The organism is Streptomyces sp. NPDC058246 (assembly GCF_042881985.1).
In the GTDB taxonomy this organism is placed as follows: Bacteria; Actinomycetota; Actinomycetes; order Streptomycetales; family Streptomycetaceae; genus Streptomyces.
Genome location: NZ_JBHVWZ010000029.1, coordinates 12,115 through 25,607 on the forward strand (window position 1 = coordinate 12,115; position 13,493 = coordinate 25,607).

General features: G+C 71.7%; 14 protein-coding genes. 7 read left to right on the forward strand and 7 right to left on the reverse strand.

Features of this window, described 5'->3' with window-relative positions:
- Positions 1-170: 170 nt before the first annotated feature.
- A complete protein-coding gene (locus tag ACFVXA_RS31535; protein WP_362014901.1) occupies positions 171-626 on the forward strand; it encodes an RpiB/LacA/LacB family sugar-phosphate isomerase in 456 nt (151 codons plus the stop codon).
- 217 nt (positions 627-843) lie between these two features.
- Here the strand turns inward: ACFVXA_RS31535 and ACFVXA_RS31540 are convergent, their stop codons facing one another.
- Positions 844-1,236 carry a DUF427 domain-containing protein gene (locus ACFVXA_RS31540; protein WP_362014904.1) on the reverse strand — a complete coding sequence of 131 codons (393 nt, stop codon included), beginning with the start codon at positions 1,234-1,236 and terminating at the stop codon, positions 844-846.
- 335 nt (positions 1,237-1,571) lie between these two features.
- Here ACFVXA_RS31540 and ACFVXA_RS31545 point away from each other — a divergent pair, with 335 nt between their 5' ends.
- Both ACFVXA_RS31545 and ACFVXA_RS31550 read left to right on the forward strand, forming a co-directional pair.
- Positions 1,572-2,219, forward strand: coding sequence for a TetR/AcrR family transcriptional regulator (locus tag ACFVXA_RS31545; protein WP_390027948.1), 648 nt, complete (start codon positions 1,572-1,574; stop codon positions 2,217-2,219).
- Between the two features lie 289 nt (positions 2,220-2,508).
- Positions 2,509-3,246, forward strand: coding sequence for an SDR family NAD(P)-dependent oxidoreductase (locus ACFVXA_RS31550; protein WP_390027950.1), 738 nt, complete (start codon positions 2,509-2,511; stop codon positions 3,244-3,246).
- Between the two features lie 10 nt (positions 3,247-3,256).
- On the opposite strand, the gene ACFVXA_RS31555 is transcribed toward ACFVXA_RS31550, so the two are convergent.
- The 4 genes from ACFVXA_RS31555 to ACFVXA_RS31570 form a co-directional block, all read right to left on the reverse strand.
- Positions 3,257-3,700, reverse strand: a complete 444-nt coding sequence (locus ACFVXA_RS31555) for a PPOX class F420-dependent oxidoreductase (RefSeq protein ID WP_383907508.1) — start codon at positions 3,698-3,700, stop codon at positions 3,257-3,259.
- 346 nt (positions 3,701-4,046) lie between these two features.
- Entirely contained in the window at positions 4,047-5,273 is a 1,227-nt protein-coding gene (gene rocD, locus ACFVXA_RS31560) for an ornithine--oxo-acid transaminase (RefSeq protein WP_383742575.1), read from the reverse strand.
- A complete protein-coding gene (ddaH, locus tag ACFVXA_RS31565; RefSeq protein WP_390027953.1) occupies positions 5,270-6,082 on the reverse strand; it encodes a dimethylargininase in 813 nt (270 codons plus the stop codon). The genes rocD and ddaH overlap by 4 nt, the downstream gene beginning before the upstream one ends.
- A gap of 124 nt (positions 6,083-6,206) precedes the next feature.
- A complete protein-coding gene (locus tag ACFVXA_RS31570) occupies positions 6,207-6,710 on the reverse strand; it encodes an Lrp/AsnC family transcriptional regulator (protein WP_362014923.1) in 504 nt (167 codons plus the stop codon).
- Between the two features lie 268 nt (positions 6,711-6,978).
- On the opposite strand from ACFVXA_RS31570, the gene ACFVXA_RS31575 reads away from it, so the two are divergent.
- Genes ACFVXA_RS31575 through ACFVXA_RS31590 form a run of 4 tightly spaced genes read left to right on the forward strand, consistent with a single transcriptional unit; the run spans position 6,979 to position 11,120 of the window.
- The gene (locus ACFVXA_RS31575) at positions 6,979-7,734 is read left to right on the forward strand and encodes a LytTR family transcriptional regulator DNA-binding domain-containing protein (protein WP_362014926.1); all 756 of its coding nucleotides are present in this window, start codon (positions 6,979-6,981) and stop codon (positions 7,732-7,734) included.
- A 10-nt stretch (positions 7,735-7,744) separates the two neighbouring features.
- Entirely contained in the window at positions 7,745-8,104 is a 360-nt protein-coding gene (locus ACFVXA_RS31580) for a hypothetical protein (protein ID WP_383742572.1), read from the forward strand.
- A gap of 27 nt (positions 8,105-8,131) precedes the next feature.
- Entirely contained in the window at positions 8,132-9,871 is a 1,740-nt protein-coding gene (locus ACFVXA_RS31585; RefSeq protein WP_362014932.1) for a cation acetate symporter, read from the forward strand.
- Positions 9,872-9,911: 40 nt separating this feature from the next.
- Positions 9,912-11,120: a histidine kinase gene (locus ACFVXA_RS31590; protein ID WP_362014935.1), complete on the forward strand. Its 1,209-nt coding sequence runs from the start codon at positions 9,912-9,914 to the stop codon at positions 11,118-11,120.
- A 61-nt stretch (positions 11,121-11,181) separates the two neighbouring features.
- On the opposite strand, the gene ACFVXA_RS31595 is transcribed toward ACFVXA_RS31590, so the two are convergent.
- Together ACFVXA_RS31595 and ACFVXA_RS31600 are read right to left on the reverse strand one after the other, a co-directional pair.
- On the reverse strand, positions 11,182-11,340 hold the full coding sequence (locus ACFVXA_RS31595) for a hypothetical protein (protein ID WP_383742566.1): 159 nt from the start codon (positions 11,338-11,340) through the stop codon (positions 11,182-11,184).
- Between the two features lie 93 nt (positions 11,341-11,433).
- The gene (locus ACFVXA_RS31600) at positions 11,434-13,446 is read right to left on the reverse strand and encodes a serine/threonine-protein kinase (protein WP_390027956.1); all 2,013 of its coding nucleotides are present in this window, start codon (positions 13,444-13,446) and stop codon (positions 11,434-11,436) included.
- Positions 13,447-13,493 lie beyond the last annotated feature (47 nt).

The window sequence follows — 13,493 nt, forward strand, 5'->3', positions numbered from 1 at the left end:
CACCCTCGTGGCGTTCGACGCCGCCGACTCGGGCGTCCGGATCCACACGGGAGGGGCGGCCGGGAACGGCAGCCGTGCCCTGCACGAAGTCGTTCTCCCACGCCTTCGGAGCCACGAGAGGCGGCAGCGTCCGGTATCCGGCAACTCATCCGCTGAGTAGGCTCGGTGGCATGCGGATCTCCGTTTCGTCGGACATGGACGAACCCGTGGCCCGGTCCCTTCTCGCGGAGTTGCGCGGGCGTGGCCACGAGGTGGTGGCGCACGGGGCGCTGCGCCCCGGGGACGACGCGCAGTGGGCGGCATGCTCGGAGGCGGCTGCCCGTGAGGTCGTCGCGGGGGAGTCGGACCAGGCGGTCGTGTGCTGCTGGACCGGCACCGGCGCATCGATCGCCGCGAACAAGGTGCCAGGGGTACGAGCGGCTCTGTGCACGGACGCGTACACGGCGGACGGTGCGCGGCGCTGGAACGACGCCAATGTGCTGGCGCTCAGCCTCCGCCTGACGTCCGAGCCGCTGCTCAAAGAGATCCTCGACGCCTGGTTCGCGGCAGAGGCCAGTCAGGACGCCGAGGACCGGGAGAACGTGGCCCGCGTCGGACACCTCGACCTCGGCAGAGCTGCCCCGTAGCGGAGTCCAGGCATCGTGCACCCCCGAGTGGGCGGGCGGGGCGCCGCCGATACAGCGGGCCGTGCCCGTGCCCGCGTCCGCGTTGAGTCGGTTAGGCCCGGCGAGGAGAGGCCCGGCGAGGAGAGGCCCGGCGAGCAGACGCCCGCTGAGGAGACGCCTGGCGAGGAGAGGCCCGCCGGTCGCCGGCAGGCCCCCCTCACTGTCACCGATGCCGTGATCAGGCCGCCTCGACCACAACCTGCACGCGGTCGGGGTAGAAGGCGACATGGCCGGCGATGCGCGCGACCGAGTCGTACGGCTCCCGGTAGGACCACACCGCGTCGGCAAGGCCGTCTTCGGCGTCCGGGCTCTCGGGGAGGACGATGCTGTAGTAGGAGGCGTCGCCCTTGTACGGGCAGTACGTCTGGGTGTCGCTGGCCGCCAGCAGTGTCTGGTCGACGTCATCCAGCGGGATGTACTGCACCGGCGGGTAGGTCGCCTCTCGCAGTGTCAGGGCCCGGCTGGTGTCGGCCACTACCTGCGCGCCGACGCGGGCCACCACGCGCAGTCCGGTCTCCTCGATCGTGATCGGATGGTCGGGTCCGGGGATCCTGGGTTCTCGAGTCGTCATCTGTCTCTCCTCTTCCTTCTCTTCTGTTCCATCCGTCGACAACTCCTGTACGGCTCAGCCGACTTCTGTACCGCTCAGCCAACTACCAACTTCTCTACGGCTCAGCCCGCGATCAGGTCGAACTCATTCCCGTCGACGTCGGCGAACGTGGTCCGGCGGGCACCCGCACGCTCCACGGCGTTGAGGCAGGGTTCACACTCCTTGACCGGTAAGACAGGTCTGTCTATAGTTGAATGTTGAAGGTTGATTTAGTGCCATAGGGCGGGCCGCCCGCAGGCCGTCGGATGCGCCGCGGGAAGCCCGTAAGGTGGACAACCGATCCGAGGGGAGACTCCGTGCCGAAGGTGAACACTCCGAAGCCGTCCGCACGCGACCGCCTTCTCGCCGCGGCGGACGAACTGTTCTACCGCGAGGGGGTGCAGACCGTCGGAATCGACCGGATCATCGAGCGGGCCGGAGTCGCCAAGGCCTCGCTCTACAACATCTTCGGCAGCAAGGACGAACTGGTCCGCGCCTACCTCGAATCCCGTCATGCCAGCACCAGTGAGCGCATAGACCGCACCCTGACGCGCTTCCGCACGCCGCGCGAGCGGCTGCTGGGCGTGTTCGACGCGCAGGGCGAGCTGTTCTGCGAGCCCGGGTTCAACGGCTGCGCGTTCACGACGGCCAGTGCCGAGGCGCCGCGCGGGAGTTCCGCGGAGGCTGCCGCGGACCTCTACCGCTCCTGGGTACGGACCCTGTTCATGGATCTCGCCAGGGAGGCCGGCGTGGTCGACTACGAGGCGCTCGCTCGGCAGTTGCATCTGCTGTACGACGGCGCCGGGCTCTCGGCCCGCATGGACCGGGACCCCTCCGCCGCCACCACCGCCCGTGCCGCGGCGGCGCTCCTGTTCGACGCCGCACCCAAGGGCGACGACGCGGCGGACCAGGAGCGGACGGCGCTCACGGCGAGTTCCTCCCTGCCGGCGCCGGCTCGGGCCTGAACGTCACCCCGGCGGCGTCGGGCCTGTAGACCCTCGCGGGGTTCTCGTCGGCGGGGGCGCTGCTCCTTCGTGGGTCGGCACTGCGGCGACCCCCTCCGGTAGGCGGCGGGGCATCCGCTCCCCGATGGCCACCGGGGTTGTCACCCACCCCTCCCTTGGGTGCCGGCGACGTGTGCACCCAGCCAGGAAGCCGACGCCAGGCCGGCCTGCCATTCCCATGTTTGACTCAGGTAGACAGGTCTGCCTAGTATCCATAGTGAACAGACCGGTCTACTCAAATGGAGTGATCATGAGTGACTTCAACCCTCCCGCGGGGCGGTCCGTAGCCCTCGTGACGGGAGCGACGAACGGCATCGGCCGGGACGTTGCCCTGAAGCTGGCCGAGCAGGGGCATGCGGTCCTGGTGCACGGCCGGGACGAGAGCCGCGGCGCCGCAGTCGTCAAGCAGATCACCGAGGCCGGCGGCACCGCGAAGTTCATCGCGGCTGATCTCACGGATCTGGAGGCGCTCAACGGCTTGGCCGCTGCCGCCGGGGACGTGGACGTCCTGGTCAACAACGCCGGGTTCTCCTGGTTCGGCCCCACCGCCGACCTCGCTGCCGACACGTTCGACGCGCTGTTCGCCGCGAACGTGCGGTCCGCCTACTACCTGACGGCCGCGCTCGCACCGAAGATGGCAGCCCGGGGGACGGGCAGCATCATCAACCTGGGCAGCATGGTCGGCCAGATCGGTCTGTCCGGCAGTGCCGCCTACGGCGCCACCAAGGCTGCGCTGGCCGCCCTGACCCGTGCGTGGGCCGCCGAATTCAGTCCGTCGGGCGTCCGGATCAACACCATCGCCCCGGGGCCCGCGTACACGGCGGGGGCAGCAGCCGACCGGATCGCCGCGCTCGGGAAGACCACGCTGCTGGATCGTGCCGCGGCGGCCGACGAGATCGCCGATGTCATCGCGTTCCTCGCGTCGCCTCAGGCGGGGTACATCACCGGAGCCCTCATCCCGGCCGACGGCGGGCGAACCGCGGTGTGACCTTGACCTGTCAATGGATCGTTGAGTCGCGGGGCGGGGCCTCGTGGACCGTCCGCGGCGACGCGTACCACTCCTGGCCCGCCGGTCGGCCCTCCATGTTCCAGCTCCAGGAGAGCGTGGGCGTGATGCGCATGTAGAAGCCCGGTCCGACCATCCCCACGCGCTCGACCGGTTCTTCGGCGCGACCGTAGACCCGTACGCCTCGTGCGATGAACGGATCGAGGGAGACCAGATCGTCGATGACGAGGGCCACTTCGTGGTGGCCCGCCCGGACGTTGCGGAACTTGCGGGTTCGGGTGACCGCCGAGCCGGTCCCACCGACCCAGAAGTACGTGCCGTCGTACTCGAAGGCGAGCGGGACCACATCGGGCTGCCGGCCGTCGGAGGACAGCGTGGCGACGCGGGCGAGCGGCTGTGACCGCATGTAGGCGATCTCTTCGTCGGTGAACGACATGGCATCCTCCGGGCGCGCGGGTGGAGGGCTGAAGGGCCTTCCGCCCTCCATAGGAACGGCACTTCTCCGGATCGACGCCGACCGACACGCACGGCTGCGCACCCCGGCCGAGGTCGGCACGGAAAGCGCCGGCGGGCTTCCCGGCCGAGGTCGACATTGAAGGCGCCGGCAGCCTTCCCGGCCGACGTCGGCACCGAGGCGCTGAATGGCTTCCCTGCCGACGTCGGCAGGGTGAAGGCACTGAGGGGCTTCCCGGGGGTTGCGCGACGAGCGCGGGGACCCCGCGTTCTGGGGAGCGTCCGTCCGAGCGATCCAAGGACGGACGGACCCCACCTCTCGGCCGGTGTCAGACCCCTTGCGTAAGAACCTTCTCCAGCGCCCCGAGAGCCGACCGGAGCTCCTGCGCGGTGATGGTCAGCGGCGGGGCCAGCCGGATCGTCGAACCGTGGGTGTCCTTGACCAGAACGCCCTCGCGCATCAGGCCCTCGCTGATCTCGCGGCCGGTGCCGATGGACGGGTCGATGTCGACGCCCGCCCACAGCCCGCGCGCGCGGAAGCCCTCGACGCCCTTGCCGACCAGCGCCGCCAGGCCGTCCCGCAGGACCACCCCCAGCTCGGCCGCCCGGCGCTGGAACTCACCGGTCTCCAGCAGGTGGACGACGGCCGAGCCGACCGCCGCGGCGAGCGGGTTGCCGCCGAACGTCGAGCCGTGCTCGCCCGGGCGCAGCACGCCGAGCACGTCCCGGCGGCCGACCACCGCCGACACCGGCACGATGCCGCCGCCCAGCGCCTTGCCGAGCAGGAGCAGGTCCGGGACGACGGACTCGTGCTCGACGGCGAGGGTGGTGCCGGTGCGGCCGAGGCCCGACTGGATCTCGTCCGCGATGAACAGACAGCCCGTGCGGCGGGTGAGGTCGCGTACGCCGGTGAGATAGCCGTCGTCGGGGATGACGACGCCCGCCTCGCCCTGGATGGGCTCGATCAGCACGGCCGCGGTCGTCTCGTCGACGGCTGCTTCGAGCGCGGCGAGGTCGTTGTACGGGACGATCCGGAAGCCGGGGGTGAAGGGGCCGAAGCCGTTGCGGGCCGTCTCGTCCGTGGAGAAGCTGACGATGGTCGTCGTACGGCCGTGGAAGTTGTCGGCGGCCACGACGATCGTCGCCTGGTCCGGGGCGACGCCCTTCACCTCGTACGCCCATTTGCGGGCCACCTTGATGGCGCTCTCCACGGCCTCCGCGCCCGTGTTCATCGGCAGGACCATGTCCAGGCCCGTCAACTCGGCCAGGGACTCGGCGAAGTGGGCCAGCTGGTCGTTGTGGAAGGCGCGGGAGGTGAGGGTCAGCCGGTCGAGCTGGCGGTGGGCGGCCTCGATCAGCACCGGGTTGCGGTGCCCGAAGTTGAGGGCCGAGTAGCCCGCCAGCATGTCGAGGTAGCGGCGGCCCTCGACGTCCTCGACCCAGGTGCCCTCGGCGCCGGCCACGACCACGGGCAACGGGTGGTAGTTGTGCGCGAGGACGGGCGCCTCGGCGCGGATCAGCTCTGCGGAGGTGCGCGTACGGGCGGGAGCGGTCATGAACGGATCTCCTGAGTGCAGCACTTGATGCCGCCGCCGGCCTTGTGGAACTCCGACAGGTCGACGGGGACGGGGACGTAGCCGTGGCGGACGAGCTGGTCGGCGAGCGCCTCGGCGCGCGGTGAGATGAAGACGTGGCGGCCGTCGGAGACGGAGTTCAGGCCGAAGGCCATGGCGTCCGCACGGGTCGCCAGGACCGCGTCCGGGAAGAGCCGGGCGAGCACCTCGCGGCTGCCGGGCGAGAACGCCTCCGGGTAGTAGGCGATGTTGTCCTCGTCGAGGACGAAGAGGGCCGTGTCCAGGTGGTAGAAGCGCGGGTCCACCAGCTGGAGGCCGATCACCGGGACGCCGAAGAACTCCTGCACCTCGCGGTGGGCTTCGGGTGTCGTACGGAATCCGGTGCCGGCCAGGACGTAGCGGCCCGTCGGGACCAGGTCGCCCTCGCCCTCGCACACCGACTCGGGGCGATAGACATCGAACCCGGCCGCCTTGAACCAGGTCTCGTACGCGGTGGACTCGGGGCGGCGCTGCGGTGCGTGGAAGAGCGAGCCGAAGACCCGGCCGGCCAGGACGAGCGCGGAGTTCGCCGCGAACACCATGTCGGGCAGATCGGCGACCGGCTCCACGGAGTCGACGGTGTGGCCGTGCGCTCGGTAGGCGCTGATCAGCGCCCTCCACTGGTCCTGGGCCAGATCGACGTCCACGGGGGTGTCGGGATGCATCCAGGGGTTGATGGCGTACTGCACGGCGAAGTGTCTGGGTTCGCAGACGAGAAAGCGCCGGGGGCGCGGCACACGGCTGTCGGGCACAGAGAGGTTCCTCCGCTTCCTGCGGTGTCGGCTGGGGGGTGCCTCCAAGGTAGGAAACAGCGGATACGGGCGACAAGCGACGAGAGCTGCGCGTGTGCGCAGTATTGCTGCGTGGTCGCGAGGCTCAGCGCACGTTTGCTGCGTCATCCGGAGCGGCATGGGTCGCCCCCGCCTCCGGCGCCTCCGGCAGCAGGTGGGACAGCACCATGTAGCTGATCGTCTTCCGGATGAACGGCTCCGTCCGGATCCGCTCCAGCACCTCCTCGAAGTGCTCCACATCGGTCGCCCGCACGTGCAGCAGCGCGTCCGCGCCCCCGGTCACCGTCATCGCCGCGGTGATCTCCGGATGGTTGCGCACCACCTCGGCGAGCCGCCGGGGCGGTGCCGCGCCCTCGCAGTACACCTCGACGTACGCCTCGGTGCGCCAGCCGAGGGCCGTGGGCTTCACTGTGGCCGTGAACCCGGTGATCACACCCGTCTCGCGCAGCCGGTCGACCCGGCGCTTGACCGCGGTGGCGGACAGCCCGACCTCCGTGCCGATCTCCGCGAAGCTGGTCCTCGCGTTCGCCATCAGGGCCGTGATGATCTTGCGGTCGAGTTCGTCGAACCCCGTGGGCTTGCTGTTCATGGCGGCACTGTATCCAGCGCGCGGCAAGCATCGGCCCGGTGCGCCGGGGGCTCTGCATCCAGGGTGCCGCGACCTTCGGCCCGGTGCGCCGGGGGCTCCGCATCCAGGGTGCCGCGGCCATCGGCCCGGTGCGCCTACGGCACCGCATCCGGCGCGCCGCGACCGTCCGGCCCGTTCACCGGCGGCGCCGCATCCGTGCCACATCCAGCGGCGATGTCCACGCCCCGCACATGTCCAGGCGTACGAATCGCTCTTACACTCCACTCTCATGCTGCGCGCGCTCGCCGTCGACGACGAACAACCCTCCCTCGAGGAACTCCTCTATCTGCTGAACGCCGATCCCCGGGTCAGCAGCGCCGAGGGCGCGAGCGACGCGACCGAGGCGCTGCGCCGGATCAACCGGGCCCTGCAGTCCGGACCCGGCGGCCCCGAGGCGATCGACGTCGTCTTCCTCGACATCCACATGCCCGGCCTGGACGGTCTCGATCTCGCGCGGCTGCTCACCGGCTTCGCCAAGCCGCCGCTCGTCGTGTTCGTCACCGCCCACGAGGGATTCGCCGTGCAGGCCTTCGACCTCAAGGCCGTCGACTACGTGCTCAAGCCCGTCCGCAGGGAGCGGCTCGCCGAGGCCGTCCGCCGGGCCGCGCAACTCCGGGACACCGCACCGCTGATCCCCGTGCACGAGCCCGACCCCGACCACATATCCGTCGAACTCGGCGGAGTGACCCGCTTCGTGGCCGTGGAGGACATCACCCACGTCGAGGCCCACGGCGACTACGCCCGGCTGCACACCGCCCAGGGCAGTCACCTCGTCCGGATCCCGCTGTCCACCCTCGAAGAGCGCTGGCGCTCCCGCGGCTTCGTCCGCATCCACCGGCGCCACCTCGTCGCCCTGCGCCACATCGGCGAACTCCGCCTGGACGCCGGCACGGTGAGCGTCCTCGTCGACTCCGTCGAACTCCAGGTCAGCCGTCGGCACGCCCGCGAACTGCGCGACCTGCTGCTGCGCCGGACCACGAGCTAGGGGGCGGGGAGTGCCACAGGACCCGACCGAGCGCCGTGTGGTCGTCACCGGCGTGCCCCGGCGGACCCGCCGGACCTCCGGCTACTACCGGCCCAGGACCGAGATCGACGAACAGACCACGCTCGGCCACACCTACGTCCGCTCCCTGATCCGCAGCCAACTCCGGGTCGCCCTCGTGGTGTTCGCCGTGCTCGTGCTGCTCATCGGCCCGCTGCCCCTCGTCTTCGCCGCGATGCCGGACGGCGCGACCCTGGAATGGGCCGTGCTCGGATTCTGCGTCTACCCGCCGCTGGTGCTGCTCGCCCGCTGGTACGTGCGCCGGGTGGAGCGCAACGAGAAGGACTTCGTGCGCCTCGTCGAGGACCGTTGAGAGGCGCGGCGTGAGGGCTCCGACCCGATGAACCAGAACTACGCCGTCCCCGCCGTAGCGCTCGTCGTCGTCGCCACCGTCCTGGTCGGCGCCTTCGGCCTGCGCGTCTCCCGGACCACCTCCGACTTCTACGTCGCCTCGCGCACCGTGGGCCCCCGGCTCAACGCTGCCGCGATCAGCGGCGAATACCTCTCCGCCGCCTCCTTCCTGGGCATCGCGGGACTCGTGCTGGTCCAGGGCCCCGACATGCTCTGGTACCCGGTCGGCTACACGGCCGGCTACCTGGTGCTGCTCCTGTTCGTCGCGGCCCCGCTGCGCCGCTCCGGTGCCTACACCCTGCCCGACTTCGCGGAGGCGCGGCTCGGCTCGCAGGCGGTACGGCGACTGGCCGGTGCCTTCGTCGTCGGCGTCGGCTGGCTGTATCTGCTGCCCCAACTCCAGGGCGCGGGGCTGACGTTGGCCGTGCTCACCGACGCGCCCGACTGGTTCGGAGGTGTACTCGTCGCGGTCGTCGTGGTCGCCACCGTCGCCGCGGGCGGCATGCGCAGCATCACCTTCGTCCAGGCCTTCCAGTACTGGCTCAAGCTCACCGCCCTGCTGGTCCCCGCGCTCTTCCTGGTCCTCGCCTGGCAGGCCGACGGAGCACCGCGCCGGGCCTTCGACGAACCGGCGACGTTCCGCGAGCAGCGCGTCGTACGGGTCGACGCCACCCTCGACCTGAAGCTCTCGCGCCCGCTGGGCGTCACGGCCACCGGCCGGGTGGACGGGCAGCGCTACGAGGACGAACGCGTCGAACTCCGCGCGGGCGTCCACCACCTCCAGCGCGGCACCCGTCTCACGTTCGCCCAGGGCGACCCGGTCCCGGTCGCCGACCGCGGCAGCAACGGCGGCATGTCGACCTCGCCGGCGGCGGGCCGCGAGGAGCGTCCGCTCTACGCCACGTACGGACTGATCCTCGCCACCTTCCTCGGCACGATGGGACTGCCGCACGTGGTCGTCCGCTTCTACACCAGCCCGCACGGCGTCGCCGCCCGCCGCACCACGGTCGCCGTGCTCGGCCTGATCGGCGCCTTCTACCTCCTCCCGCCCGTCTACGGCGCGCTGGGCAGGCTGTACGCCCCCGAGCTCGGCCTCACCGGGGACGCGGACGCCGCCGTACTCCTGCTTCCGGACCGGCTGATCGGCGGGCTCGGGGCTGATCTCCTGGGCGCGCTGGTGGCGGGCGGGGCCTTCGCCGCGTTCCTGTCGACCGCGTCCGGTCTCACCATGGCGGTGGCCGGAGTACTCACCCAGGACGTGCTGCCCTCGCGCGGGGTACGGCACTTCAGGCTCGGCACGGTGCTCGCCATGGCGGTGCCGCTCGCGGCGAGCGTGCTGGTGGGCGGGCTGCCGGTCGCCGACGCGGTGGGGCTCGCGTTCGCCGTGTCCGCGTCCTCCTTCTGCCCCTTGCTGGTACTCGGCATCTGGTGGCGGCGGCTGACCCCGCCGGGCGCGGCCGCCGGGATGCTCATCGGCGGCGGCTCGGCACTCGTGGCCGTCGGCGCGACCATGGCCGGCTATCCCGGCTCGGGTTCCCTGCACGCCCTGCTCGCCTGGCCCGCGCTGTGGTCCGTGCCGCTCGGCTTCCTCACCATGGTGCTGGTGTCCCTGGCCACTTCGGGCCGGGTGCCGGTGGGAACGGCGGCGATCCTGGCGCGGTTCCACCTACCGGAGGAACTGGCCGACGGCCAGGTGCGCGCCGCGAACACGAAGGAGGTCGACGCGTGAGGGTGGGCCGCGCTGCTCGCGAGACGGGAGCGGCCACGGCATGAGCGGATTTCTTGCCGGGCTCTGCGTCGCCGTACTCCCGCTGCTCGCCGCCGGGTTCTGGCTCGGCAGGCGCACCGCGCGGCCCGAGAGCCGCGGCGGCGGTCTCGGCACCCCCGTCGAACACGCCACCTTCCAGACCCTGCACACGGCCTCGCTCGCCGCGCCCCCGCTGCGGGCGGGTCTTACGCAGGAGACGGCGGGCCGGTCCGCGCGACGGCTGCGCACCCTGCTCGGCACGGACGCGCTGTGCCTCACCGACCAGGAGACGGTCCTCGCCTGGGACGGTGTGGGGGCGCACCACCGTACCGAGATCATGGAGCGGCTCGCCGGCCCGCTGGAGACCGGTCGCGGCGAGGCGTTCCGGCTGACGTGCGACGAGCCGGACTGCCCGTTGCGCTGGGCCGTCGTCGCGCCGCTCACCGTCGACGAACGGGTGCACGGAGCGCTCGTGGCCTGCGCGCCCCGCGAGTCCGCCGTCCTCGTACGGGCCGCCGGCGAGGTCGCCCGCTGGGTCTCGGTGCAACTGGAACTCGCCGACCTGGACCAGTCCCGTACCCGGCTGATCGAGGCCGAGATCAAGGCCCTGCGCGCCCAGATTTCCCCGCACTTCATCTTCAACTCGCTCGCGGTGATCGCCTCGTTCGTCCGCACCGACCCCGAGCGCGCCCGCGAACTGCTGCTGGAATTCGCCGACTTCACCCGCTACTCGTTCCGCCGGCACGGCGACTTCACCACCCTCGCCGACGAACTGCACGCCATCGACCACTACTTGGCGCTGGTCAGGGCCCGCTTCGGGGAGCGTCTGTCGGTCACGCTCCAGATCGCGCCCGAGGTGCTGCCGGTCGCGCTGCCCTTCCTCTGCCTCCAGCCCCTCGTGGAGAACGCCGTCAAACACGGCCTGGAGGGGAAGACCGACAAGAGCCACATCAGCATCACCGCGCAGGACACGGGCGCCGAGGCGCTGGTCGTCATCGAGGACAACGGCGCCGGAATGGACCCCGACCGGCTGCGCCGCATTCTGGCCGGAGAGGTCAGCCCCTCGGGCGGTATCGGGCTGTCCAACGTCGACGAACGACTGCGCCAGGTCTACGGGGACGACTACGGCCTGGTCATCGAGACCGCCGTGGGAGCGGGCATGAAGATCACCGCCCGGCTGCCCAAGTACCAGCCGGGCGTGCACTCGGCGGGACGGCTGCCCAGGGCGTGAGCGCCTCGCGCCCCGGGCGTCAGGTATCGGGCGTCAGGTGTCCGCTGCCGGGCGTCCGGCGTCAGGCACTGCGCGAGGCCACCATCCCCAGCGTGATCAGGCCGAGGACGACCCAGCCGAACCACAGCCAGCCGTTGCTGCCGAGGGCCACCGTGTAGGCCGTCACCACGACGAGCCCGCCCACGGTGATCACGCCCATCGTCTTGGTCGAACCGGGCATCGCAACACCCTCCTCCAGGCGGGTCCGCGACGCGGGCCGTGGCCTTGGGCCCATTTTCACCCGGACGGTGGCGCTTCGCCAGGTCCGGGCGGCCTAACGGTCGCCCTGCGCCGGGCGTTGCCCCTGCTCCGTGCTGCAGACCACCAGGTAGTACCCCTTCGCCCACAGTCCCTTGCTGCGCAGGCCGTGGCTCCAGTGGGTGTCGGGGCTGAGGCCGTACCGCTCCGGCGGGGCGTCGAGCGCGCACTGGTCGTTCGCCTGCTCGTCGGGGTCCTTGCCGGACACATAGGACTTGAGGTGGGTGATCTGGACGACCCGCCCCTCATGGTCCTTGTCGCAGGCGACCAGCTCGAAGTGCGTACTGACGCGTGCGTCACCGCCCACATGACCGAGACAGTCGTCCCGCTGCATCTGGGTCGCGTCCTCGAACGTCATCCCGTACGGGCGCAGACCGCCGAGCGGGCCGTACACCGGGCCGTACTTCCCCGCCAGCAGACACGCGACGGTGCCGCCGGTGGCGTCGAAGCCCTCGCGCGTGGGTACGACGGCCATGCTCCGCACGTTCCAGGCGAGCTTGTCCGCGGTGTCCTTGGTCCGGTCCTGGCACCGCTGGGCGCCGTCGCTGCGCGCGGCCTCGTACGAAGGGGCCTTGTACAGGTCCATCACCTGCGCGTCGGGGCGGGCGTCCTTGCAGGTGGGATCCAGTCGCAGACGTGGGACTTCGGCCGTGGTCCACAGGGGCGGCGAGCCCAGGACGCAGTCGCCCTTCCGGAGCGGTGCGGAGAGCCCGACCGCGTCCCCGTACGGCGGCACGGCCTTGTGCGCCATCGCGTACCAGACCCCGCCGGCCGTCATCCCCAGCGCGAGGACCACCGCCGCCAGGGCCTGAAGGAGGCGGGGGCGCCTGCGCCGTCGCCGCCCCGAGGGACCGGGGGCCGGGGCGGGCGGCGCTCCGTACCAGGGCGGGCCCTGGCCCTGACCCGGCTGCGGGGTGTACGCGCCCGGTGCGGGGGCGGTGGGGGAGCAGGCGTACGGCGTGCCCGCGGCGTTGGGGGAGTAGGCACCCGGTGTCCGGGCCCGGGCGGTGGGTGTGTACGTCGCGGCCGGGGTGTACGCGGCAGGCGTGGCGAAGCCTTGGTCTCCCACGGGGCTGCCGGGGGCCGGGGCCCCGTGGGAGGTGACGAGTCCCGCCCAGGGCGGCCGCGAACCCGTGTCGACCCGGGTCGGCGGATGCGGCTCGGGTGTGATGATGCGGGCCAGCGCCGCCGCCGCGTCCGCCGCGGAGATCCGCCGGGCGGGATCCTTGACCAGCAGCGCCTCCACCACCGGCCGCAAGGCCCCGGCCCGCCGCGGCGGCGGTGCCTCCTCCAGGACCAGGGCGGTGATCGCGGCGAGGTCGCTCTCACGGTCGAAGGGTCCGAAACCCTCCACGCCGAAATACAGGGTGCAGCCCAGCGAGAACAGGTCGGCCGCGGCGGTCGGCGGCCCTCCGGTGGCCCGTTCGGGCGCCAGATACCCGGCCGTGCCCACGAGGATGGACGTCCTGGTCCAGCGGGGCTCCGGGGAATCCGGCTGGACGGAGATGCCGTAGTCGGTGAGCAGGATCCGCGCGCCCGGCGTGCCCGCGCGGTCCGGAGCGAGCAGGATGTTGGCGGGTTTGACGTCCCGGTGCATGATGCCGCGTTCGTGCCCGGCGGTCAGGGCGTCCAGCACGGCGAGTCCGATGCGGGCGCACTCCGCGGGGGCGAGCGGACCGCGCCGGGCGAGCCAGTCGCGCAGATCCTCCGCGCCCGCCACGTACTCCATCACGATCCACGGCAGGCCCTCGTACTCGAGGACGTCGTGCACGGTCACCACGTGCGGGTGCCCCCGCAGCACCGCCGCGTTCCGTGCCTCGGCGCGGGCGCGCGCGATGCGCGACTCCTGCTCCTCACCGCCCTCCGGCAGGTTGCGGAACCTGATCTCCTTGAGCGCGACATCGCAAGCGAGCCGCTGGTCGTGGGCGAGCCACACATGGCCCATCCCGCCCGAGCCGACCCGGTCCAGCAGCCGATACCGGCCGGCGATGACCCGGCCCACTCCCGACTCCGGCGATCCTGGTGCCATCCGGTTGCTCCCCGGGTTCTGCGCTGGTTCGTGCGTGAATTTCGTAC